This is a genomic window from Pseudomonas sp. Van50, assembly GCF_055390755.1.
In genome coordinates, this window is the sequence record NZ_AP024343.1 from 5,135,347 (window position 1) to 5,159,168 (window position 23,822).

Sequence of the window (23,822 nt, forward strand, 5' to 3'; positions counted from 1 at the left end):
GCAGCGAAAACAATCAGTGCGAAAAATAAAAAGCCCGGCCAAAGGGCCGGGCTCTTTATAAGTGAAGACGCCGGATTAGACCAGCTTCTCCAGCTCAGGGATGGCTTCGAACAAGTCCGCCACCAGGCCATAGTCAGCCACCTGGAAGATCGGCGCTTCTTCGTCCTTGTTGATCGCAACGATCACCTTGGAGTCTTTCATGCCGGCCAGGTGCTGGATCGCGCCGGAGATACCGACGGCGATGTACAGCTGGGGGGCAACGATCTTGCCGGTCTGGCCGACCTGCATGTCGTTGGGCACGAAACCGGCGTCGACCGCGGCGCGGGAAGCACCGACGGCAGCACCCAGCTTGTCGGCCAGGGCGTACAGGTGCTTGAAGTTGTCGCCGTTCTGCATGCCACGGCCGCCGGAAACGACGATCTTGGCAGCGGTCAGTTCAGGACGATCGGACTTGGCCAGCTCCTCACCAACGAAGCTGGAGATCCCAGCGTCGTGGGCAGCAGCAACAGCTTCGATGGCAGCCGAGCCACCTTCGGCGGCAACCGGGTCGAAACCGGTGGCGCGGACGGTGATGACCTTGACCGATGCGTTCGATTGCACGGTGGCAATGGCGTTACCGGCGTAGATCGGACGCTTGAAGGTGTCGGCGCTTTCGACCGAGATGATCTCGGAGATCTGGTCGACGTCCAGCGCAGCGGCAACGCGTGGCAGGATGTTTTTGCCGTTGGAAGTGGCGGCTGCCAGGATGTGGCTGTAGCCCTTGCCCAACTCGGCTACCAGCGGCGCGATGTTCTCCGGCAACTGGTGTGCGTAGGCGGCGTTGTCGGCCGACAGCACTTTTGCCACGCCAGCGATTTTCGCAGCGGCTTCGGCAACGGCGCTTGCGCCCTGCCCGGCCACCAGGACGTGCACATCGCCACCGATTTTGGCGGCAGCGGCAACGGTGTTCAGCGTGGCCGGAGCCAGCGCCTTGTTATCGTGTTCGGCGATTACCAAGATAGTCATGTTTAGATTACCTTCGCTTCGTTTTTCAGTTTCTCGACCAGTTCAGCCACCGACTTGACCTTGATGCCCGCGCTGCGTGCAGCCGGCGCTTCGACTTTGAGGGTCTTGTTGGTGGAGGCGGTGGAAACGCCCAAAGCGTCAGGCGTCAGCACTTCAAGCGGCTTCTTCTTGGCTTTCATGATGTTTGGCAACGACGCATAACGCGGCTCGTTCAAACGCAGGTCGGTGGTGACGATGGCCGGCAGTTTCAGGGAAACCGTCTGCGCGCCGCCGTCGATCTCGCGAGTCACGGCAACGCTGTCGCCGGACACTTCGACTTTGGACGCGAAGGTCCCCTGACCGTAGCCGCTCAATGCCGCGAGCATCTGGCCGGTCTGGTTGTTGTCGCTGTCGATGGCTTGCTTGCCGAGGATCACCAGCGATGGCTGTTCCTTGTCGACAACGGCCTTGAGCAGCTTGGCCACGGCCAGGGAAGTCAGGTCTTCGGCGGATTCGACGAGGATGGCGCGATCGGCACCCAGTGCCAGCGCGGTGCGCAGTTGTTCCTGGGCGGTGGTCGGGCCGATGGAGACGACGACGATTTCCGTTGCCACGCCTTTCTCTTTCAGGCGTACGGCTTCTTCCACGGCGATTTCGCAGAAGGGGTTCATCGACATCTTGACGTTGGCGAGGTCGACGCCGGAGTTGTCCGCCTTGACGCGAACCTTGACGTTATAGTCGACCACTCGTTTGACAGCTACAAGAACCTTCATGGATTCCTCGTTACTCTCCGGTGAAAAAAAGTCGCCTAGGCGAACCTGGCGGTTGATGCTCATGGGCGCAAGGGCACCTCTAAAAACGCCGGCATGAACCACACATGACCCTGCTCACGGGAGTGAAGACCATTCGTCAGTGATGACCGATGAGTCATTCATTATCGCGGCGTGTAAACTGCGCCTCGGAACCGCGCAATACGTCACTTTGTGCTGCCTTCGCCCTGTCTTTAGAGGTGCTCTTGAAACCAACAGTCAGCCTACGGCGAGCGCAAAACCGCCCGTATCTTGACCGGAACACCTATTCCGGTCAATACGGCAAAATGGTCAGTCATAAGCCGTACGTCAGTGATTTATCTGGGCTGCGGCAATTTCAAACAAACGTTTGTATTGGACCCTGAGAGTGGTGTAGATATAATGCGCCGCTTAAGAGAGACCCACGGTTCATCCATTGTCGCTTTCGTCGCTTTTCGCGAAGGAAACAACGGATGCAACGCCAAACCTCCAATTAGAAAAACTGTGAGCCTTGAGTAGGAGATAGCCTGTGGAACGCGAATACATGGAATTCGACGTGGTCATCGTCGGTGCCGGCCCCGCTGGCCTGTCTGCCGCTTGCCGACTGAAACAGAAGGCCGCCGAAGCCGGTAAGGAAATCAGCGTCTGCGTGGTCGAAAAAGGTTCCGAAGTCGGTGCGCACATCCTCTCCGGCGCGGTGTTCGAGCCCCGCGCCCTGAACGAACTGTTCCCGGACTGGAAAGAACTCGGCGCGCCGTTGAACACGCCCGTCGTTCGCGATGACATTTATGTCCTGAGAAACGCCGAGGCTGCGAGCAAAATCCCTGACTTCTTTGTGCCCAAGACCATGCACAACGAAGGCAACTATATTATTTCCCTGGGCAACCTGTGCCGCTGGCTGGCCCAGCAGGCCGAGAACCTGGGCGTGGAAATCTACCCCGGCTTCGCCGCCCAGGAAGCGCTGTTCGACGAGAACGGCGTGGTGCGCGGGATCATCACCGGCGACCTGGGTGTCGACCGTGAAGGTCACCCGAAGGAAGGCCTCTACACCCCTGGCATGGAACTGCGCGGCAAATACACGCTGTTCGCCGAAGGCTGCCGTGGTCACATCGGCAAGCAGTTGATCAAGCGTTTCAACCTGGACAGCGAAGCCGATGCCCAGCACTACGGCATCGGCCTGAAGGAAATCTGGGAAATCGACCCGGCCAAGCATCAACCCGGCCTGGTGGTGCACACCGCTGGTTGGCCGCTGGACATCATGGGCACCGAGAACACCGGCGGTTCCTTCCTCTATCACCTGGAAAACAACCAGGTGGTGGTCGGCCTGATTATCGACCTGTCCTACAGCAACACCTTCCTGTCGCCGTTCGACGAGTTCCAGCGCCTCAAGCATCACCCGGTGCTCAAGCAGTACCTGGAAGGCGGCAAGCGCGTCAGCTACGGCGCCCGTGCCATCTGCAAGGGCGGTCTGAACTCGTTGCCGAAAATGGTCTTCAAGGGCGGTGCGCTGATCGGTTGCGACCTCGGCACCCTGAACTTCGCCAAGATCAAGGGCAGCCACACCGCCATGAAATCCGGCATGCTCGCCGCCGAGGCCGTGGCCGATCGCTTGTTCGCCGAGTCCGAAGGCGGTGATGAACTGACCGCCTACGTCGACAATTTCAAGAGCAGTTGGCTGTACGAAGAACTGTTCGCCAGTCGCAACTTCGGTGCAGCAATCCACAAGTACGGCGCGATTGTCGGCGGTGGTTTCAACTGGCTCGACCAGAACATCTTCGGCGGCAAAATACCGTTCACCCTGCACGACAACAAGCCGGACTATGCCTGCCTCAAGCTGGCGGCCGATTGCAAGAAGATCGACTACCCGAAACCGGACGGCAAGATCAGCTTCGACAAACTCAGCTCGGTGTTCATCTCCGGTACCAACCATGAAGAAGAACAGCCCTGCCACCTGAAGCTGACCGACCCGAGCATCCCGATCGGCAAGAACCTGCCGCTGTACGACGAACCGGCCCAGCGCTACTGCCCGGCTGGCGTGTACGAAGTGGTGACCAAGGAAGACGGCGAGAAACGCTTCCAGATCAACGCCCAGAACTGCGTGCACTGCAAGACCTGTGACATCAAGGACCCTGCGCAGAACATCACCTGGGTATCCCCGGAAGGCGCTGGCGGGCCGACCTACCCGAACATGTAAGCCGACACGCTGAACATCGAGGCTCCCGCAATGGGGGCCTTTTTGTTGCCTGCCATCCAAGGAGCACCGCAACCCAATGTGGGAGCGAGCTTGCTCGCGATGGCGATTTCTCATTCAACACAGATGTCGACTGATACACCGCTATCGCGAGCAAGCTCGCTCCCACAGGGAAACATCGCAGGATCAGGCGGCGCGCTCTTCCCCGGGTTGCGTTCGAAGTAGCGCTTGTACTCCCGACTGAACTGCGACGGGCTCTGATACCCCACCTGATGTGCCACCTGGGCCACACCCATACCGTCGATGAGCAGCAGCCGCTGCGCCTTGAGCAAACGCAAGCGCTTGAGGTACTGCACCGGCGACAACAACGTGCTGCGCTTGAAATGCTCATGAAAGGTCGATGCGCTCATGTTCGCGCAACTGGCCAGTGTCTCGACGTTCAGCGGCTCGGTGAAATGCGCATGCAGATGGCTCAGCGCCGCGGCAATCCGAGCGAATTGCCCATGCTGCTCCACCAACGCTCGCAATACGTCGGCCTGAGGCCCGCGCAAGGCGACGAACAGCAATTCTCGCAGTCGTGCCTGGCCCATGACCTGGCATTCCAAGGGGTCGTGCAAGCAGTGCAACAATCGCTCGACACACCCTCGCATAGCACCATCGAGCGCGGCGCTGGTCATGGATTCAGGCGTCTGCGCCGCCAGGCTTCGCCCCGGCGTCAACCCCATGGCCAGCACCAGTTCCCCCAGCATCGCCCGATCGATCGCCACGGAAATCCCGAGCAACGGAGCATCGGGCATGGCATAGGTTTCGCACTCGAACGGCACCGGCAGCGCCTGGATCAGGTAGTGCCCGGCGCCGTACTCCAGCGTGCGCGGTCCCAGGTAAGCCAGCTTGCTGCCTTGGGCAATGATCACCAGGCTTGGCTCGTAGAGCTGCGGACCACGGGCGATGTCCTCGCTGCACCGCAGGACTTGTACCCCAGGCAGCGAGGTCGGGATAAAACCGTCACGGGTCGCCAGAGGTTCGATCAGCGAAACCAGCGCCGCGTTGGCATCGAGATGGCGGGTCAACAACATGATGAAAACTTCACGAAAAAATGGATGGGAACATCATCGCAGGTCTGGCGTCACATAGAACCAATCCACGGCCAAGGGCGGAGGATTAGGCATGACACCCGTAGGAATCGTCATCGCCGTTCACGGACCGTACTCCCACAATGGAACCCTACCGTTCACTGCTTAGCGAGGTCCATCATGTACACAGCCATCGGATATGCCGCCCAGTCGGCCACCACTCCCCTCGCCCCCATGAAATTCGAACGTCGCAGCCCGCGAGCCGACGATGTGGCGATCGACATTCTCTACTGCGGCGTCTGTCACTCCGACATCCATCAGGCCCGCAATGAATGGGGCATCGCCGTTTACCCGCTGATGCCCGGCCATGAAATCATCGGCAAAGTCACCGCCGTCGGCGCGGACGTCACCCGCTATAAAGTCGGCGATCTGGTCGGCGTTGGCTGTATGGTCGACTCCTGCCGCGAGTGCGAAGCCTGTCACGCCGACCTGGAGCAATACTGCTACCAAGGCATGACCCAGACCTACGCCAGCCCTGATCGCATCAGCGGCGGCCACACCATGGGCGGTTACTCCAACAGCATCGTGGTCAAGGAGCATTTTGTGCTGCGCATCCCGGCAGCACTCGACCCGGCCAGTGCCGCGCCGATTCTCTGCGCGGGCATCACCACCTACTCGCCGCTCAAGCACTACGGCGTGAAGGCCGGCGACAAGGTCGGCGTGCTCGGCATGGGCGGACTCGGCCACATGGGCATCAAGTTCGCCAAGGCCATGGGTGCAGAAGTGACACTGTTCACCCGCTCGGCCAGCAAGGCCGAAGAAGCCCGTCGCCAGGGCGCCGACCATGTGATCGTGTCCACTGACGCCGAGCAGATGGCCGCCGCGGCCGGACGCTTCCACTTCCTGCTGGACACCATTCCGGTGCAGCACGACCTGAACCCCTACCTCAGTACCCTGCGGTTCGACGGTGTACACATCCTGGTGGGCCTGGTCGAGCCGATCGATCCACCAGTCCATGCGGCCAACTTGATCATGGGTCGTCGCGTCCTGGCCGGCTCGTTGATCGGCGGTATCGCCGAAACCCAGGAAGTGCTGGACTTCTGCGCTGAACACAACATCAGCTGCGACATTGAAATGCTCGACATCCGCCAGATCAACGAGGCCTACAGCCGCATGATCGCCGGGGACGTGAAGTACCGCTTCGTCATCGACATGGCGACGCTCAAGGCCTGACGTTCGTCAGACCTTGGCGCCCAGTTCCGCCGACAGCCGGGCTGTGACCCCTTTGACCAGGGGAATCAGCTCGGCCATCTTTTCCAGCGGCATGTACGGCACAGTGCTGGCGATGCTGATACCGGCGACGATGCGCTTGCCGGCATCACGGATCGGCGCCGCCACACAGCGAATCGACGGTTCGTTGTCTTCCAGGTCGAAGGCATAGCCCCCGCCACGTACTCCAGCATCCGTTGCTGGAACTGTTCCCAGGATTGCTCCTGATGCTGGGGCCAGAACTGATGCTTCCCACCCGCCGGCAGGCTGATTTCATACAGCCGCTGCCATTGTTCCTGAGTGTCATCGAGCATCAGCGCCTTGCCGATCCCGGTGCGTGCCAACGGCATGCGATGGCCCACGCGCGAGCGCATTTCCGGGCCGTTACGCCCCGGATTCTTCAGCAGGTACAAGACTTCGTCGCCCTCGCGAATCGCCAGGTGAACGGTGTCCCCGGTCAACGCCGACAGCTCGTCCAGGTACGGCCCCGCCAGGCTCACCAGTGGCAGTTCTTCCCGGGCCTGGAAGCCCAACTCGATCAACTTCGGCCCCAGCAGGTAACCCACTTGCGGCACCACGCGCAGGTAACGTTCGTCCACCAGGCAACTGGCCAGGCGATGGGTGGTGCTGCGGGTGGTGCCGATCAGCCGGGCGATTTCCTTCAAGTCACGGGCACCGCTGGCGACCGCCTGGACTACGCCCAGACCACGCAGCAATGTCTGCGTGCCTGTTGGTGCGGCGTCCTTGGTGATTTTTGGATCGTCTTGCTGCATAGCCGGCCTTCAACAGTGAGCGGGGAACGGGCGGCATTATGGTCGCCCGCCCCGTCGGACTACAACTCGATGCGCTCGACCTTCCCGACCAGCAGGATGTAGGACAGCGCGCCAGCCAATGCCAGGACCGAGATATAGGTAATGGCCGGGGCGAACGAATCGCCGCTGGCGAGGAAGCCAATCACGATCGGCGTGGCGATGGCCGCCAGGTTACCGATGAAGTTGAACACCCCACCGGTCAACCCGAGCAGTCGTGCCGGCGCCAGGGTCGACACCAGCGACCAGGTGATCGACGCCAGGCCATTGCCGAAGAACGCCAGGGCCAGGAAAGCGATCACCAGTGGCGTCGACTCGACAAAGTTGGCGCCGATGATCGAGGTCGAGATCAGCAACCCGCCAATGATCGGCAGCTTGCGCGCGAACCCCACGGTGGCGCCGCGACGAATCAACCAGTCGGAGAAGAACCCGGAGCACAGCACGCCGACAAACGCCGCGAGGAACGGCAACGACGCCAGCAAGCCGGACTTGATGAAGTCCATGCCGCGATACTTCACCAGGTAGGTGGGGAACCACGTCAGGAAAAACCACAGCGTGGAGTTGAGGCAGAACTGCCCCAGGTAAATGCCCCACAACTTGCGTTGCGTCAGGACGATGCCCAGGTCGGACCAACTGAATTTCGCCTTGACCTTGGCGGTATCGGCCTGGATATCCACCAGCCCGCCGCCTTCGCGGATCAGCTCGATTTCAGCGGCATTGGCGCCTTTGAAATCCCGGGGCTCGCGATACACCGCGTACCAGATCACCGCCCAGAGAATGCCCACCGCGCCCGTGGCGACAAACACCATGTGCCAGCCGAAGGCGTGTTGCAGCCAGGCCAATACCGGCGTCAGGAAGGCCAGTCCGACAAATTGTCCGGAGGTGTAGAAACCGATGGCCGTGGCCCGCTCGCGCTCGGGAAACCAGGTGGTCACCACACGGCTGTTGATCGGATAAGCCGGTGCTTCCAGGGCTCCGACCGCCATGCGCAGCACGAACAACGCGATGAAGCTGGCGGCGAACCCCAGCATCACCGTGGCCACCGACCACAACAGCAATGCCACGCTATAGAGAATGCGCGGCGGCACCCGGTCCACCAGCCAGCCACCGGGAATCTGCATGGCGGCGTAGGTCCAGCCGAACGCCGAGAAAATCAGCCCGACATGGATTGGATCGATACCCAGGTCGCTGGTCAGCGCGGGAGCGGCAATCGAGAGGTTGCTGCGGTCCAGGTAATTGATCACCACGGTGATGAACAGCAGGACCATGATGAAAAAACGCTTGCGGCTGGGCGTCACCAACGACGCCTGCGCGCTCAGGGTGTGCGCTTGCATGTGAGGTGCCTCTTTTTATATTTGTCGAATATGGCAAAGGTGGAGCAAGCCCCTGTGGGAGCAAGGCTTGCCCGCGATACAGGCGATGGGTTTTCCAGTCGGACCGCGTCATCGTTCATCGCGGGCAAGCCTTGCTCCCACAGGATTCCATGGCTTGCACAGGGTGATCAGGCGTGACTCACCACTCGGCAAAACTGCCATCGGCATGGCGCCAGATCGGGTTGCGCCAGCGGTGGCCGATGGCCGCGCGTTCGATGACGTATTCCTCGTTGATCTCGATGCCCAGGCCCGGGCCATTGGGGATCTTCACGAAGCCCTTGTCGTAGTCGAACACCTGCGGATCCTTGATGTAGTCCAGCAGGTCGTTGCTCTCGTTGTAGTGGATGCCCAGGCTTTGCTCCTGGATGAACGCGTTGTAGCAGACCGCATCCAGTTGCAGGCACGCCGCCAGGGCGATGGGGCCCAGCGGGCAGTGCAGCGCCAGCGCCACGTCGTAGGCCTCGGCCATGTTGGCGATCTTGCGGGTTTCGGTGATGCCACCGGCGTGGGATGCGTCCGGCTGGATGATGTCCACGTAGCCCTCGCTGAGCACGCGCTTGAAATCCCAGCGGGAAAACAACCGCTCGCCCAGGGCAATCGGCGTGCTGGTCAGCGGCGCCAGTTCCTTGAGGGCTTCGTAGTTTTCGCTGAGCACCGGCTCTTCGATAAACATCAGTTTGTAGGGGTCGAGCTCCTTCATCAGCACCTTGGCCATCGGCTTGTGCACGCGGCCGTGGAAGTCCACGCCAATGCCGACGTTCGGCCCGACCGCATCGCGCACCGCCGCCACGTTGGCCAGGGCCAGGTCGACTTTCTCGAAGGTGTCGAGGAACTGCAGCTCTTCGGTGCCGTTCATCTTCACTGCGGTGAAGCCCCGCGCCACCGCCTCTTTCGCCGCGCGAGCGGTGTCCGCCGGCCGGTCGCCGCCGATCCACGAATACACACGGATCTTGTCCCGCACCTGGCCGCCCAGCAGGTCGCTGACCGACACGCCCAGGGCCTTGCCCTTGATGTCCCACAACGCCTGGTCGATGCCCGCCAGGGCGCTCATGTGAATGGCCCCGCCGCGGTAGAAGCCGCCGCGATAGAGCACGGTCCAGATGTCTTCGATGTTGCGGGGGTCTTTGCCGATCAGGTAGTCGGACAACTCCTCGACGGCAGCCGCCACCGTGTGGGCACGGCCTTCGACCACAGGCTCGCCCCAACCGGTCACGCCCTCGTCGGTCTCGACCTTGAGGAAGCACCAGCGCGGCGGAACGATAAACGTGGTCAGCTTGGTGATTTTCATCTTGTTGTCTCTCTTGTCAGATGCAGCGCACGGGGCGCTGGAAAAGTCTTCAGTTCAAGGCATTCCATGCGGCCACATAGGCCTTGGCGCGCACCGCCACTTCATCCGCTGTCAGGCCCGGCTTGAACAATCCGGAACCGAGGCCGAAACCCTTGACGCCGGCTTCGACGAACACCGCCATGTTGTCCGGCGTAATCCCACCCACCGGCACCAGCACGGTCCCGGCCGGCAGCACCGCGAGCCAGGCCTTGACCACCGCCGGGCCCATTTGCTCGGCGGGAAACATCTTCAGCACATGGGCGCCCTCGGCCAGTGCGGCAAAGGCTTCGGTGGGCGTGGCGACGCCTGGCGACAAATACAAGCCCGCCGCTTTCGCCGCACGCAGCACCTTCGGATCGCTGTGGGGCATGACGATCACTTGGCCACCGGCGGCTTTCACCTGTTCCACCTGTTCCGGCGTCAGCACGGTGCCGGCACCGATCAGGCAATCGGCGGGCAAGGTACTGCGCAGGATGCGAATACTTTCGTACGGTTCGGGGGAATTGAGCGGTACTTCGATGACGCGAAATCCGGCGCTGTACAGGACTTCGCCGATGGCCGCCGCCTCTTCGGGACGCAGGCCACGCAGGATCGCGATCAACCCGTTGTGCGCCAGTGCTTGTGTGAGCATGTCAGACCTCCAGTCAGGTTCAGGGGGCGGTGGAATCGAGCAACCCGGCCGCCACGGCCAGTTGCCACAAACCGCGTTCGGTGGCCTGTTCGGCCAGGACCACCTGGGCGAAGCCGCAGGCGTCGAGGGCCCGTTGATAACGGACACAGAGTTGGGAGTTGCCGATCAGCACCACCGTCGGCAGGTGCAGGCTGTCGCGGCGTCGGCGTTGTACCTGGGCCAGCGCTGTCAGCTCATGGCCGATCAACAGGCCCGAGAGGTAGTCCGCTTGGGCGCTGGCGCCCAACTCGCCGGTCAAGCCCAGGCTGCGGGCGCTGAACACGGTGGACAACGGGCCGATTTGGCCGTCCACCGACAACGCCACTTGCACGCCGCGATCAAAGGCCACGCCATCGAAGGTCGCACTCCGTTGCTGGGTGCGGCCGAGAATGCTGTGGTCACTGAGCACGGCGAAGATCTCGCCGGTCATGAAGGTATCGAAATGCACGATGCGACCATCGGCCACTTCCACCCATTTCGAATGGCTGCCGGGCAGGCCGATCAGCACCGCTTCGTCCGGCAGGCTGTGCAAGGCACCGAGCACTTGGGTTTCTTCGCCGCGCATGACATTGGGCAAGCGCGAACGCTGAATCACGCCTGGCACGATGTGCACATCGACACCGCGAAGGCTGCGAACGGTTTGTAGGGAATGTCCGAGATTGGCGACGTTGGCGGGTGTGTCGCAGTACGGCGCTTCACGCCAGCCCTGAGCACTGCCGACCATGCCACAGGCAATGACAGGCAAGCCTGGCTGGGCATCGAGCCAGTCGCCGCAGGCCTCGTCAAAGGCCAACTCGAAACCGTCGATGCACACCTGGCCGGCCACGTTTCGCGGCCCGGACGGCAACTGCATGATCCCCGACGACAGCGAACGCTGCTCGAGCACCTCGCCACCGGCAGCGAGTTTGTAAGCCCGTAATGAGGTGGTCCCCCAATCGAGCGCGATCAATTGCGCCTGCATCCGCTTCACCTGTTTTGTTTTTTGGCAGTGAGTGAGACGGACTATAAACCTGGGATCAACTAAATCTCAATATATAAATATCACTCCCATATATTGGGACGGAAATACATCACCTACAAAGCCAATCGCCATCCGTCCAAGACCCTGCTACGTTTTCTGACCGGACGCCAAACAACTAGGGAAAAAGTGATGGGACAACTGCTGAAAATCCTCGGCCGCACGTCTTCGATCAACGTCAGAAAAGTACTGTGGACCTGCCAAGAACTGGACATCGCCTACGAGCGCGAAGATTGGGGCATCGGCTTCGCCTCGACCCAGGACCCGGCGTTCCTGGCCTTGAATCCCAATGCCCAGGTGCCGGTGATCATTGATGAGAACGGCGTGTTCTGGGAATCCAATACCATATGCCGCTACCTGGTGGGCAAGCATGGGCCCAGCGATCTGCTACCTGTCGAGCCTGCCGCCCGGGCGCGAATCGAACAGTGGATGGATTGGCAAGCCACGGAGCTCAACCCGTCCTGGGGCTACGCCTTCCACGCCCTGGTGCGCAAGAATCCGGACTTCCAGGACCCACAGCGCATCGCCGCCGGCATCAAGGGCTGGAACGAGAAGATGGGGTTGCTGGAGCAGCAGTTGAGCCGCACCGGCGCCTACGTGGCCGGTACGGCGTTTTCCCTCGCGGACGTGCTCATCGGCCTGTCCGTACACCGGTGGCGCCAGGCGCCCATGGAGCGTCCCGACTATCCAGCCGTGGCGGCCTACTGCAAACGCCTCGAGCAACGACCGGGGTTTGCCGAGTACGCGTCTGCCGCACACTCATGAAGTGCTCAGTGGCCGTTAGCGAAATCCCTTAGCACCTTGCCGTCCATTCGGTAGCGCACCCACTCTTCCTGGGGTTGCGCGCCGAGGGATTTGTAGAACTCGATGGCCGGCGTGTTCCAGTCCAGCACGCTCCATTCGAAGCGACCGCAATCGTTGTCGCAGGCGATCTTCGCCAGGTGGCGCAACAGCGTCTTGCCCGCCCCGCCACCGCGCTGCTCAGGCGTGATGTACAGGTCTTCGAGGTACAAGCAGTTACTGCCCAGCCAAGTGGAATAACTGAAGAAAAACACCGCGAAACCAATCGGCACGCCATCACGCAGGCAGATCAGCCCGTGGGCGGTCGCGCCTTCGCTGAACAGGCTGCGCTCGATGTCGGCCACACTGGCGATGACTTCGTGGCGGGCTTTTTCGTAATCGGCCAACTCGGTGATGAAGGCAAGGATTTGAGGCGCATCGCTGGGTTGCGCAGGACGGATCTCGATCGACATGAACAGGCCTTGTAGCCAATTGAAAGCGCCATACTAAGCCGCTGCGCGGCGCTCGTCACATACCGATCCAACTATTTGATCGTCGACGCGAGCTTCTTTCACAAGTGCCGTTCGTCGCGCCCGAGGCACCAACTCAAAACCACCACGGCCCAAGATCGGGTAAGCATTCTGAAAAATGGAGGCGACACCATGATCACTTCAAGGCTGACTGCATTCACACTCGCCACGCTGTTGTCTTCGGTGGCTTTCGCGGCGTCCACTTCCGGCACCGGCCCCACCGACCCGGTACAGGCGCCCAATTCTCCAGCCACGCAAGGCCTGCCCAAGCTGAATACCGACGGCACCGGCGGCGGCCTGAACAATGGCCAGCCACCTGCCACCGGCACCGATCCGCGTGTGCAGGGCAATGACATGGGACGCCAGGGCGGCATGAATACGCCTGACTCCACCGCCCCTGACAACGCCGAGACCGGCGTGGGTTCGAAAACCACGACCGGCGGTTCGGGCTCCGAAGGTGGCGCTGCCAGCCAGTAAGCAGCTTCTGCCCGGACACTTGAGGAGGAAAATCCCATGCCTCGTGGAAGCAAAGACAAATACACCAGCGAGCAAAAGCGCAAAGCCGCGCACATCGAGCAAAGCTACGAGAAAAAAGGTGTATCGGAGAACGAAGCCGAGGCACGGGCCTGGGCGACGGTAAACAAACAGTCCGGTGGCGGCGAACGCTCTGGTGGCTCGGGAAAGACTAAACCGGCTGAGCAAAAGAAAACCGACCGCAAGGAATCGGCCCGCCGCGCCGCCAAGACCCGCGAAGGTCACCCGCGCAGCAGCAAGGCCTCCCATGGGACCCAGACTGTGGACAGCCTGATGAAGGAGGCCCGGGCGAAAAACATTCCCGGACGATCCAAAATGCGCAAGCAGGAGTTGGTCGAAGCGTTGCGCAAAGCGGGGTGATTTGGCGTCAGGGAGGGTGATATCGCGAGCAAGCTCGCTCCCACAGGTTTTTGTGTCAGGGCTCAGAACCTCGGCACAACGCAGAACCAGTGTGGGAGCGAGCTTGCTCGCGATAGCGGTGGATCAATCGCCAGTGATCTCTGTTTTCAGCGCTGCTTCAACCGGTCAATCACCACCGCCAGCAACAGGATCGAGCCGCGGATGACGTATTGGTAGAAGGTGTCGATGTTCTTCAGGTTCATCGCGTTTTCGATGATCGCCAAAATCAGCACACCCGCAATGACATGGCGAATCATGCCGATGCCACCGCTCAACGACACCCCACCCAGCACGCAGGCCGAGATCACGGTCAATTCGAAGCCCTGGCCGATCATCGGCTGGCCCGAGGTCATGCGCGACGCCAGGATGACCCCGGCCAAGGCGCCGATCAAGCCATGCACGGCGAAGATGATGATCTTGGTGCGATCGACGTTCACCCCTGCCAACAACGCCGCTTCCTGGTTGCCACCGATGGCCATGGTGTTGCGCCCGTAGGTGGTGTAGTTCAGCAGCCAGCCGAAAAACAGGAAGCAGGCGATGGTGATCAGGATCGGCACCGGTACACCGAACAATTGGCCGTTGCCGAACACGAAGAACGATTCCTGCGAGACACCCACCGCCTTGCCGTTGGCAAAGATGTAGGCCAGGCCACGGACGATCTGCATGGTCGCCAGGGTGGTGATCAAGGCGTTGACCCGCAGCTTGGCGATGACGATGCCGTTGATCAGGCCGACGATCAGCCCCATCGCCAGCGCCGCGCTGACGCCGAGGAACACGCTGTTGGTGTCGCGCATCACCACCGCCGCGACCACGCCGGCACAGGCAATCACCGAACCGACCGACAAGTCGAAGTGCCCGGACGCCAGGCAATACAACATGGTGCACGCGGCGATGCCGGTGGTGGAAATCGCCAGGCCCAGGCCGCGCATGTTCAACGGCGACAGGAAGTTGTCGATCATCAACGTGCAGAGCACGAAGATACCGATGGCCGCCAGCAGCATGACCCAGTCATCCAGGAAACGGCGCAGGTCCAGGGGTTTGCGTGCCGTTGGCAGTGCATTGTTTTGAATGGTCATGATTTACCTCTCAGTTCGCCGCGTCGGCAACGCGTTGGCGCGGCAGCGCCAGTTGCAGCAGGTTGGATTCGTTGGCCTGGTCACGCGACAGCTCGCCGCGCATGGCCCCTTCGCAAAGCACCAGGATTCGGTCGGAAATGCCCATCACTTCCATCAGGTCGCTGGACACCACAATCACTGCGATGCCGTCGGCCGCCAGGTTGTGGATAATCTGGTAGATCTCCGCCTTGGCGCCGATATCGATGCCGCGGGTCGGTTCGTCCAGCAGCAGGACTTTCATCGGCATCGACAGCCAGCGACCGAGAATCGCCTTCTGCTGATTGCCGCCGGACAGGTACATGATTTTCTGGCTGGCCGCAGGGGTCTTCACCTTCAGCGACTTGATCTGCTTGTCGGCATTGCCCCGCTCCCAGTCGCCGCGCAGCAGGCAGCCGAGCGCGGAATGGGCCGGACGGGCACTGATGTTGATGTTCTCGCCCACGCTGCCCAGTGGGATGATGCCTTCCTTCTTGCGATCTTCCGGGCACAGCAGCACGCCGGCGGCGATGGCATCCCGTGGCGAACGCAGCTTCAACTCCTTGCCATGCAGCACGAGGCTTCCCTCGCTCTGGCGCTCCAGGCCACTGAGCAAGCGAAACAGCTCGGTACGACCGGCACCGACCAGCCCGAACAGTCCGAGGATTTCACCCTTGTGCACCTGGAAACTCACCGGTTCGCGCAAGCCCGGCCCCAGCAGGCTCTTCACCTGCAGCGCCACATCGCCGCGCTCCCGAGGGCGGTAATCATAGATGTCCTGGATATCGCGACCGACCATGCACGTGACCAACTGATCGTGGGTCAGCTCGCTCATGTTTTCGAAGGTCCGGACATAACGACCGTCCTTGAATACCGTCACCGCGTTACAGATACGAAACACTTCTTCCATGCGGTGGCTGACGTACAGCACCACTTTGCCCTCGTCTCGCAAGCGGGCGATGATCGCCATCAAACGGTCGATTTCCCGGGCCGACAGGCTACTGGTGGGTTCGTCGAAGGCAATGACGTGGGCGCCACGGGACAAGGCCTTGGCGATTTCCACCAATTGGCGCTGGCCAAGGGACAGGCGACCGACTTTTTCCTGCGGGTCGATTTCGTCGGCCAGGCCTTTGAGCAGCGTCAGCGCCTGCTGGCGCAGCACGCCACGGTTGACCAGGCCGAAACGCGCCGGCAAATGGCCGAGAAACAGGTTTTCAGCGACGGTCATTTCCGGCACCAGGTGCAGTTCCTGGTGAATCACCGCCACCCCGCTGGCGATGCTGTCGGCGGTGCCTTTGAAGGCCATCGTCTGTTCGCCGATCTGCAGGTCGCCGCTGCTCGGGATGTAGGCGCCACCGAGGATCTTCAGCAACGTGGACTTGCCCGCGCCGTTCTCGCCCATCAAGGCATGCACCTGTCCCGGATGCGCGACGAAACTGATATTGGCCAGCGCCTGCACGCCGGGAAAGGATTTGCCGATCCCGTTGAACCGCAAGCTGCCGCCGATGTTGTGTTGCCGTGTCGCTGTTTGCGCTTGCATAACCACCTCGAACTTACAGAGATCAAGCGACCCCGCCACTCATGTGGCCAGGGCCGCTTTTGAATCAACCGACCGTCAGTTCCACAGGCCGATCTTTTCCAGCTCCTGCTTGAAGTTCTCCCGAGTGATCAGCGTCACCTCGTCCATGGCGGTGTACTTCGGCGGTTCCTTGCCGGTGGTGATCCACTCGTACATCATTTCGGCGGTCTTGTAGCCTTCGATGTGCGGGCTTGGCAGCATCGAACCAAAGAAGCCGCTGTCAGGTTTCTTCAATTCACCGATGGCGTCGGTGCCGTTGATGCCGATGCCGATTACATTGGCCGCCTTGAACCCGGCCGCTTCGGTGGCGCGCACGCCGCCCAGCACGGTGTTGTCGTTCATGCCGCCGATGATCAGGTTTTTCGCAGCGCTTGGCAGCTTCACCAACGCCGAGTTGGTGGAGTCCATGCTACCGGGTACGTCGAGGGTCTTGAGCGCCGAATAAAGGATGTGGTCTGCCGGCATCCCGGCCTTCTTCAAGGCATCGACCGAACCGTCGGTGCGCTTCTTGCCGGTGTCCAGCTCGTTGAAGGTGTTGATCACCGCGTAGGTATCTTTCCACTCCCAGTTGCGCTTTTTCGCTTCGGCGGCCATGGCGGCGCCCTGCTTCTGACCCACCTCGAACGCGGCCATGCCCAGGTACGGCACGTCCTCCATGAATTTGCCGTTGGCATCGACGAACCGGTCGTCCACGGCAATCACCTTGAGATCGTTGAGCTTGGCCTTGGCCATGATGGCCGGGCCGAGGGACACGTCCGGCGGGCAGATCACAAAGCCCTTGGCACCGTTGGCGGCCAGGCTGTCGATGGCCGAGAGGGTCTTCTCGCCGTCAGGCACGGCGATCTTGATCAACTCGAAGCCTTTGTCCTTGCTCGCCTTCTCGGCGAACGCCCATTCGGTCTGGAACCAAGGCTCCTCGGCCTGCTTGACCAGGAAACCGATTTTTACGGGATCGGCCGCCAGCAAGCTGCTGCTGAGGCTGACCGCGGTGACCGCCAGGGCGGCGCGACACAGGGAACGGATCCCACGACGATGATTCATAGTTGACTCCTTGTTTTTTTTATTGAAAGCCAAACGTCCAGGGTCTGCTCCACCGACGGTGGAAGTGCGCAGGCTGGGCGGTTACATCAAGTTGCTACACAGCATAGGCCTAAATAGTCATATCGTATGATGATTGGATTACAGGCGAAGTTTCCCACTGCAATCCAGGAATATTCAGTCGTGGTACATGACCGAACGTCCTCCATCGATGGTGATGCATGAGGCATTGATAAACGGTGCTTCATCACTGGCCAGGAACACGGCCGTCATTGCCACTTCGATCGGTTGCCCGACGCGCCGTGGCGGGTGCAGATCCAGCGCACGCTGGCGTTCGGCATGGGGATCGGCAAAGCCGTTCCAGTAGTCGACGTTCAGTTGGGTTTCGATGTACCCCGGGGCGATGGCGTTGACGCGTACCCCTTTGGGCGCGTATTCGATGCCCAGGGCGCGGGTCAGGCCCAGCAGGCCGTGCTTGGCCACCGGGTAAGGAAAACAGCCGGGGATGATGTGGGACGAATGGACGGAGGCAATGTTGATGATGCTGCCCACGCCCTGCTCGATCATCTGTGGCAGCACCGCCTTGCAACCGTACCAGGCACCATCCAGGTCGATGGCGAAGCAACGGCGCCAGTCCTCTTCGGTCATTTCCAGCGGGTCACGGAAGACATTGACGCCGGCGCAGTTGACCAACACATCGATGCGGCCGTGCAGCTCGACGGCACGACGGGCCATGGCCTGCAAGTCCTGCTGCTTCGACACATCGGCCTGCAGTGCGTGCACATCGGCGCCGCGTTCACGCCAATGGGCGGCCACCGCCTCGACTTTCTGCGCCTGGATATCACTGATCACCAACCGGGCCTGTTGCGAAGCGAATGCCGCGACGATGGCTTCGCCAATGCCTTGGGCGGCACCGGTCAACAGCACCACCTTGTCCTTCAGGCGTTCGCCCTTGGGTGGCTCCGGCACGGGTGGCAAGACCAAAGGCTCAGCCATGGCTCAAGGCTCCTTTGCGCAGGCACGACAAAACCCGGGCATCCACCGATGACCGGCGCGAAGGCGCTTGAAAGAACAGTGGCCGGCGTACGCCGTCGGGGCGTACGGGGAAAGATCGTTGCATCACTTCACCTGTTTTGTTTTTTTAGTGTGAGTGCGTATTGCCGATGGAGCCGACTATAAACCCGGCTGCCAAATAATCTCAATATATATATTTACATCCCATATTTTGGGATTCAGCCAGCAAACCTTGTACAGGCCACGCCAGGCACGTCGACACGCATCGACAGCACGGCACCGTCCAGCGGATGACCCAATGGGCTCGCCGCGCTGGTGATGTACAACGTCTTGAGGTCTTCACCGCCGAATACACAACTGGTCGGGCGGCTGACGGGCAATTCGATCACCCGATCAACCTGCCCGTCCGGGGTCAGCCGCAACAGGCAACTGCCGTCCCAGCGGGCGTTCCAGATATACCCTCGGGCATCCATCGCCGAGCCATCCGGACCGCCACGGGGGTGCGGACCGAACCAGACCTCGGCAGGCGCCAGGTTGCCTTCCGGGTAAATAAAGTGCCGATACACCGTGCCATCCAGGCTGTCGCCGAAATACACCGTGGTGCCATCGGGGCTCCAGAGCAAGGTGTTCGGGATGCCCAGCCCGCGCAACAAGGGCAGGACCCGGCCATCACTCCCGACGCGAAACAGGCCGCCGGACCGGTGCTCGATCGGCAAGTCCTCACCTTCGGCACCGATGTTGTTTTGCATCGTGCCGAGCCAGAGCTGACCCTGGGGGTCGCAACGGGCCTCGTTGGCGCGATTGCCTGGCTGGGGGTCGGCCATGCACAGCAATGTCAGGCGCGGTTCCAGGCCCGGCGAATCAAGATCGAGGCGGTAGACGCCACTGCTCAGGGTCACCAGCGCGTCGCCACTTTGGGTCGGTATAAAAGCGGAGACATGCTCGGGCATCTGCCAGATCTCCACATTGGCGCCGATCAGCCGCAGGGCCTGCTTGCCGGCGATATCGACCCAATACAACGCTTGGGTCGGCGCGTCCCAGAACGGCCCTTCGCCCAATTTCGCCCGGTGTTCCGTCACAGCCGTCCACTTCATTGAAACCTCCCGTTCCCGACTTGCCCGGCGGCGTCTGTTCGACCCGCCATGACATTGGGGTAAAAGCGTTTGATCGCCAGGTCGGCGTTATCGATCAGCGTCATGCAGGCCCAGACGCCCCGCGCCGCGTCACGGGCGGCGATGGCGTCGGCGATGTCCTTGTGGATGGGCAAGGTACGGCGCAGCTCATCCGGGTCGGCCGCCGACACCTCGAATGACACCGCCAGCAGCGCCCCCAGGGCCGGGACCATTTGTTCGATGAATTGATTATGACTGGCGGCCAGAATGCACTCGTGGAAAAACTGGTCCGCGCGGTTGTAATCGGCGCCGCTGTCCACCGCCCGTTCCAGCGCATGGTAGGCCAGGCGGATCGCCTGCACCTGGTCGGCGGTGGCCCGCTCGCAGGCCCAGCGCACCGCCATCGGCTCGATGGTACGGCGCAGGTCCAGCAAGTCATCGACGAAGTTTTCCGGCAGGCCGCTGCGGGACAGCCAGCCCACCACTTGGGGGTCGAACAGGTTCCAGCGGCGCACCGGCAACACCCGCGTGCCGACTTTCGGCCCGACTTCCAGCATCCCTTTGGCCACCAGGGTCTTGATCGCCTCGCGAATCACCGTGCGACTGACGCCCAGTTGCTCGCCCAGGTCCGCTTCGACCTTGATGGTTTGCCCAGGCTTGACCTGGCCGGCGGCTATCCAGCCCCCCAGCCAATCGACGGTCGATGCATGAAAACTGCTGGACATGAAAACCCCGCGGGCCACTCTTATTGGAGGCCCACGCTAATCATCATATGATTGGGTGTCAATTTGAATTTCACTTGGCCACTGTAGGAGCGGGCTGGCTCGCGATAGCGGTGGGTCAGTCAAGAAGATGCTGGATGTGCCGACGCCTTCGCGAGCAAGCTCGCTCCCACAGGGTCTGGTGGCGTACACAAATATTGCAGGCACCCCAAATTCACTGTGGGAGCGAGCTTGCTCGCGATAGCGGACATCCAGCTAACACAGATGTTGGATCAACCATCGCTCCCACAAGGGCTCAGGGTTCCAGGCCTATCGGGAAGAACACGCCGCCGCTCCACACGCCCAACCAGCGCTGCCCGTCGATCTCGCGACTGACCGCCAGCTCCACCAGTTGGTAGAACACATTGCGATGGACCAGCGCTTCGAGATTGCTGCGCACATGCACATAGGGCGCCGGTTCCTGGGTCTGGGGATCGATCACCACCCGCAACGGATGCTCGGCGCCAGCCTCAGTGGTTTCCTCGACATTGGTGGTGAAGCGCAACAACTGCCCTTCCCCCTGCCCTTCAACTTCGAGGGTCACGGCCACGAACGGCGCGTCATCGACCTTGATGCCGACTTTTTCCACAGGGGTAATCAGGAAGTAATCATCGCCGTCGCGGCGGATGATGGTGGAGAACAGTTTGACCATCGGTTTTCGCCCGATGGGTGTACCCAGGTAGTACCAGGTACCGTCCCGGGCAATGCGCATGTCGATGTCGCCGCAGAAATCCGGGTTCCACAAGTGGACCGGCGGCAGGCCTTTGGTCTTGGGGATCTGCCCCAGCAAGTCATTGGCTTTTTGCGGTCCGCTCATGGTGACTCCTTGTGATTACTCGTCGCTCATCCCCAGCAGGCTGCGGGCATACTCACGCAACGGCGTGGCGATGAGGTCCTGGGGCTGTTTGTCGTGCAACGTCAGTAAACCGCCACGACTCTTGATCCGTGCAGTATCAATCAAATACTGGGTACTGGTCTCGATCAACATGATTTGAATCACGCTGGTATCGACACCGAGGCGATCCACGGCCTCTTCATCCTGCCATTCGTCGGTGTTGCCGATGCGGTTATCGGCCTTGGCGAAGCGGGTGTACAACAGGTAATGGGCACCGGCGGAACGGGCTTCGCCCATGGCCTGGTCGAGGCCTTCGGGAACACGGGCGCGACGGACCATGGGGAAATATTCGATGAAGCCATTGAAGGCTTCTTCGGCCACCACGTTGGGACGCGGATAGGCACTGCCCGGCGGAGCGAAGGCGCCCTGGGCGATGTAGATGAACGAGTCAGGCTGAATACGCAGGTTGTTCACACGACGGCTGTCGCTATGGTCCAGCAGGCCGGCGTCGCTCATGTGATAACGAACGCCCTCTCCCATGTCGCTGACATTCATGCAACCGCCAAGCACCAAAACGGCCAGCAGCAAAACCAGGCTACGCATCCTACCCTCCAGAAACCGGTGTCGGAAAACCGGCGAATGGTCGTGGGATGCAGCTTTTGCGCCAGCTCATCGAGATGGGGTCAGATGTGCCCAGGGGAATGGGAAATTGCCATCGCGGGCAAGCCTTGCTCCCACATGGTAAGCATCGTACTTGTGGGAGCAAGGCTTGCCCGCGATAGCAATAGATCAGCCGCCGATGATCTTCATGATGGTCGCACCACCAGAGAACGCCACTTCCTGCTTATCTCCCAAGGCCTTGACCAGCAATCGCTGAAGAGCGGGCAACGCCTGGTGACGCGGCTTGTCCAGAAGATCGCCGACAAAGTGACGGTTACTGGAGGACAGGCAGCCATGCAACCACCCCGTAGAGGACAACCGCAGGCGCGAGCAGGTCCGGCAGAAAGGCACGCTTTCATTGGCGATCACGCCGAAATGCCCCAACCCCGGGATTTCATAGCGCACCGCCGTGGCATCCACCGGCGCGTCGGCTTGCAGGTATTCGTACTGATCGCCAATCAGGCTGAGCAGTTGCTGGAGACTGACGAACTGCTGCAGGAAGGCGTTGGAGTCGCTGGCCAGGTGGCCCATGCGCATCAACTCGATGAAACGCAACTCATAACCACGTTCCAGGCAGTATTCGAGCAACGGCATCACTTGGTCCAGGTTCTGTCCGCGCAACGGCACCATGTTGACCTTGATCTTCAACCCGGCGGCCCGAGCCTGTTCCATGCCGTCGAGCACGGTCGCCAGGTCGCCGCCACGGGCGATGCTGCGAAACGCAACGGGGTCCAGGGTGTCGAGGGAAACGTTGATGCGACGAATACCGGCGTCCACCAGCAAGGGCAGTTTTTTCGCCAGCAACTGGCCATTGGTGGTCAGGCTGATGTCTTCCAGGCCCATCTGCCCTACAGCCGTCATGAAACGCTCGAGCTTGGGGCTGACCAGCGGCTCGCCCCCGTGATGCGCAGCCGTTCGATACCGGCGGCCTCGATCAAATAGGCCACACCACGTGCCATGGCATCGGCCGACAATTCATCCTGCGCAGCCACCAACCGCTTGCCATCAGGCACGCAATAGGTACAGGCGTAATTGCAGGCTGAGGTCAGGCTGATCCGCAAATTACGGAAACGCCTGCCTTGACGGTCAACGATCATGGATCACTCCGGCACAAGAAAAATCGGACTCGCGATAATTGACCTAGAAATCAAGATTTCGCAAGACCCAAGCCTGAGTATATTACTGGGGCACTGCGCCATGTAAGCGGACATGGCGCAATAAGGCAGCTGAATGTCTTGTTGCCTTGCGGCCAGTCAGTTGCTCGGGACGTCGGTGTCGCGCTTGCGCTTGTTGCCCATGCGCACGCCGATGTCCATCAGGAACTGGAAGAAACCTTCCTGGTCTTCCAGCACGTTGCTCCAGAACGGCGAGTGATACAGCGCCACCGCGCCATGCACCAACGCCCAGGCAGCGCAATAGTGGAAATAAGGCGGCACGTCCTCAAGCTTGCCCTCGCTGATCCGGCCCTTGATCAGCAGGGTCAGGCGTTCGAAGTTCGAGGCGCGGATCTTGTGCAGTTCCTCGACCATCTCCGGCACCTGGTTGCCCTTGACCACCTTCTCTTCCAGACGGTCGAACAAGCGGTAGCGCTGCGGGTCGCGCATGCGGAACTCGAAGTAGGCCCGGGACAGGGCCTCCTTGTCCTTGTCCACATCGGCCGAATGCAACAGCTCGTTCAAATCGCGCTCGTAGTCGAGCATCAGGCGCAGGTAGATCTCCGCCTTGGATTTGAAATGTTTATAAATCGTGCCTTTGCCGATACCCACGGCATCCGCAATCATCTCGACGGTGACACTGTCTTCACCCTGGTCGAGGAACAACTTGAGCGCGGTGTCGAGAATTTCCTGCTCGCGGCGGCGAAACTCACGGACCTTACGGGGTTCTTTGTGCATAAGAAAAAGGTCTGAAGGGTCAAAATTCGAAGCCGGGTATTATGCCTAACTTACGCAAAAATGCACGGATCATCCGTTCTCGGCCACTGTTCTTC

Annotated in this window: 22 protein-coding genes and 3 pseudogenes; 5 read left to right on the forward strand and 20 right to left on the reverse strand. The window is 61.0% G+C overall.

The features are described from left to right. Positions 1 to 75: 75 nt before the first annotated feature. Both ACZ5M5_RS21780 and ACZ5M5_RS21785 read right to left on the reverse strand, forming a co-directional pair. The gene (locus tag ACZ5M5_RS21780; protein ID WP_464737988.1) at positions 76 to 1,005 is read right to left on the reverse strand and encodes an electron transfer flavoprotein subunit alpha/FixB family protein; all 930 of its coding nucleotides are present in this window, start codon (positions 1,003 to 1,005) and stop codon (positions 76 to 78) included. A gap of 2 nt (positions 1,006 to 1,007) precedes the next feature. Next, positions 1,008 to 1,757 (reverse strand): electron transfer flavoprotein subunit beta/FixA family protein, encoded by a 750-nt coding sequence (locus tag ACZ5M5_RS21785; protein WP_014339477.1) that lies wholly within the window; start codon positions 1,755 to 1,757, stop codon positions 1,008 to 1,010. A gap of 544 nt (positions 1,758 to 2,301) precedes the next feature. On the opposite strand from ACZ5M5_RS21785, the gene ACZ5M5_RS21790 reads away from it, so the two are divergent. After that, complete coding sequence (locus tag ACZ5M5_RS21790; RefSeq protein ID WP_103307980.1) at positions 2,302 to 3,966, forward strand: electron transfer flavoprotein-ubiquinone oxidoreductase; 1,665 nt, start codon at positions 2,302 to 2,304, stop codon at positions 3,964 to 3,966. A 197-nt stretch (positions 3,967 to 4,163) separates the two neighbouring features. On the opposite strand, the pseudogene ACZ5M5_RS21795 reads toward ACZ5M5_RS21790, so the two are convergent. Further along, positions 4,164 to 5,039, reverse strand: a pseudogene (locus ACZ5M5_RS21795) (AraC family transcriptional regulator); the annotation flags it as partial. A gap of 177 nt (positions 5,040 to 5,216) precedes the next feature. Between ACZ5M5_RS21795 and ACZ5M5_RS21800 the strand changes: the two are divergent. Further along, positions 5,217 to 6,269: an NAD(P)-dependent alcohol dehydrogenase gene (locus ACZ5M5_RS21800; protein ID WP_103307982.1), complete on the forward strand. Its 1,053-nt coding sequence runs from the start codon at positions 5,217 to 5,219 to the stop codon at positions 6,267 to 6,269. A gap of 6 nt (positions 6,270 to 6,275) precedes the next feature. Here ACZ5M5_RS21800 and ACZ5M5_RS21805 read toward each other — a convergent pair. The 5 genes and pseudogenes from ACZ5M5_RS21805 to ACZ5M5_RS21825 form a co-directional block, all read right to left on the reverse strand. Beyond that, positions 6,276 to 7,078, reverse strand: a pseudogene (locus tag ACZ5M5_RS21805) (IclR family transcriptional regulator). 59 nt (positions 7,079 to 7,137) lie between these two features. Beyond that, positions 7,138 to 8,448 carry an MFS transporter gene (locus ACZ5M5_RS21810; RefSeq protein ID WP_060741253.1) on the reverse strand — a complete coding sequence of 437 codons (1,311 nt, stop codon included), beginning with the start codon at positions 8,446 to 8,448 and terminating at the stop codon, positions 7,138 to 7,140. 178 nt (positions 8,449 to 8,626) lie between these two features. Beyond that, complete coding sequence (gene dgoD / locus ACZ5M5_RS21815) at positions 8,627 to 9,775, reverse strand: galactonate dehydratase (RefSeq protein ID WP_003179439.1); 1,149 nt, start codon at positions 9,773 to 9,775, stop codon at positions 8,627 to 8,629. A gap of 49 nt (positions 9,776 to 9,824) precedes the next feature. Next, a complete protein-coding gene (locus tag ACZ5M5_RS21820) occupies positions 9,825 to 10,445 on the reverse strand; it encodes a 2-dehydro-3-deoxy-6-phosphogalactonate aldolase (protein WP_003204208.1) in 621 nt (206 codons plus the stop codon). A 19-nt stretch (positions 10,446 to 10,464) separates the two neighbouring features. Beyond that, positions 10,465 to 11,445, reverse strand: coding sequence for a 2-dehydro-3-deoxygalactonokinase (locus ACZ5M5_RS21825; RefSeq protein WP_464737989.1), 981 nt, complete (start codon positions 11,443 to 11,445; stop codon positions 10,465 to 10,467). A gap of 189 nt (positions 11,446 to 11,634) precedes the next feature. On the opposite strand from ACZ5M5_RS21825, the gene ACZ5M5_RS21830 reads away from it, so the two are divergent. Beyond that, positions 11,635 to 12,267, forward strand: coding sequence for a glutathione S-transferase family protein (locus ACZ5M5_RS21830; protein WP_464737990.1), 633 nt, complete (start codon positions 11,635 to 11,637; stop codon positions 12,265 to 12,267). A gap of 5 nt (positions 12,268 to 12,272) precedes the next feature. Here ACZ5M5_RS21830 and ACZ5M5_RS21835 read toward each other — a convergent pair whose 3' ends face one another. Next, on the reverse strand, positions 12,273 to 12,755 hold the full coding sequence (locus ACZ5M5_RS21835; protein WP_060741250.1) for a GNAT family N-acetyltransferase: 483 nt from the start codon (positions 12,753 to 12,755) through the stop codon (positions 12,273 to 12,275). Positions 12,756 to 12,944: 189 nt separating this feature from the next. On the opposite strand from ACZ5M5_RS21835, the gene ACZ5M5_RS21840 reads away from it, so the two are divergent. Further along, complete coding sequence (locus ACZ5M5_RS21840) at positions 12,945 to 13,289, forward strand: hypothetical protein (RefSeq protein WP_060741249.1); 345 nt, start codon at positions 12,945 to 12,947, stop codon at positions 13,287 to 13,289. 36 nt (positions 13,290 to 13,325) lie between these two features. Further along, a complete protein-coding gene (locus ACZ5M5_RS21845; RefSeq protein WP_060741248.1) occupies positions 13,326 to 13,706 on the forward strand; it encodes a Rho termination factor N-terminal domain-containing protein in 381 nt (126 codons plus the stop codon). A 146-nt stretch (positions 13,707 to 13,852) separates the two neighbouring features. Here the strand turns inward: ACZ5M5_RS21845 and araH are convergent, their stop codons facing one another. The 11 genes and pseudogenes from araH to ACZ5M5_RS21900 all read right to left on the reverse strand — a co-directional run bounded on the left by araH (position 13,853) and on the right by ACZ5M5_RS21900 (position 23,727). Beyond that, positions 13,853 to 14,821: an L-arabinose ABC transporter permease AraH gene (gene araH / locus ACZ5M5_RS21850; RefSeq protein ID WP_060741247.1), complete on the reverse strand. Its 969-nt coding sequence runs from the start codon at positions 14,819 to 14,821 to the stop codon at positions 13,853 to 13,855. Between the two features lie 10 nt (positions 14,822 to 14,831). Next, positions 14,832 to 16,376, reverse strand: coding sequence for an L-arabinose ABC transporter ATP-binding protein AraG (gene araG, locus ACZ5M5_RS21855; protein WP_060741246.1), 1,545 nt, complete (start codon positions 16,374 to 16,376; stop codon positions 14,832 to 14,834). A 75-nt stretch (positions 16,377 to 16,451) separates the two neighbouring features. Then, positions 16,452 to 17,456 (reverse strand): substrate-binding domain-containing protein, encoded by a 1,005-nt coding sequence (locus ACZ5M5_RS21860; protein ID WP_060741245.1) that lies wholly within the window; start codon positions 17,454 to 17,456, stop codon positions 16,452 to 16,454. A 174-nt stretch (positions 17,457 to 17,630) separates the two neighbouring features. Next, on the reverse strand, positions 17,631 to 18,449 hold the full coding sequence (locus ACZ5M5_RS21865) for an SDR family oxidoreductase (protein WP_060741244.1): 819 nt from the start codon (positions 18,447 to 18,449) through the stop codon (positions 17,631 to 17,633). Then, positions 18,442 to 18,573, reverse strand: a complete 132-nt coding sequence (locus ACZ5M5_RS21870; RefSeq protein WP_257720541.1) for a hypothetical protein — start codon at positions 18,571 to 18,573, stop codon at positions 18,442 to 18,444. Before ACZ5M5_RS21870 ends, ACZ5M5_RS21865 begins: the two co-directional genes overlap by 8 nt. 112 nt (positions 18,574 to 18,685) lie before the next feature. Next, the gene (locus ACZ5M5_RS21875) at positions 18,686 to 19,561 is read right to left on the reverse strand and encodes an SMP-30/gluconolactonase/LRE family protein (protein ID WP_060741243.1); all 876 of its coding nucleotides are present in this window, start codon (positions 19,559 to 19,561) and stop codon (positions 18,686 to 18,688) included. Beyond that, a complete protein-coding gene (locus tag ACZ5M5_RS21880) occupies positions 19,558 to 20,304 on the reverse strand; it encodes a FadR/GntR family transcriptional regulator (protein WP_060741242.1) in 747 nt (248 codons plus the stop codon). Before ACZ5M5_RS21880 ends, ACZ5M5_RS21875 begins: the two co-directional genes overlap by 4 nt. Before the next feature lie 292 nt (positions 20,305 to 20,596). Beyond that, complete coding sequence (locus ACZ5M5_RS21885; RefSeq protein WP_060741241.1) at positions 20,597 to 21,157, reverse strand: DUF1285 domain-containing protein; 561 nt, start codon at positions 21,155 to 21,157, stop codon at positions 20,597 to 20,599. A 15-nt stretch (positions 21,158 to 21,172) separates the two neighbouring features. After that, complete coding sequence (locus ACZ5M5_RS21890) at positions 21,173 to 21,778, reverse strand: DUF4823 domain-containing protein (protein ID WP_060741240.1); 606 nt, start codon at positions 21,776 to 21,778, stop codon at positions 21,173 to 21,175. A 186-nt stretch (positions 21,779 to 21,964) separates the two neighbouring features. Then, a pseudogene (locus ACZ5M5_RS21895) lies at positions 21,965 to 22,932 on the reverse strand (GTP 3',8-cyclase MoaA). Between the two features lie 156 nt (positions 22,933 to 23,088). Next, positions 23,089 to 23,727 (reverse strand): TetR/AcrR family transcriptional regulator, encoded by a 639-nt coding sequence (locus ACZ5M5_RS21900; protein ID WP_060741238.1) that lies wholly within the window; start codon positions 23,725 to 23,727, stop codon positions 23,089 to 23,091. Positions 23,728 to 23,822 lie beyond the last annotated feature (95 nt).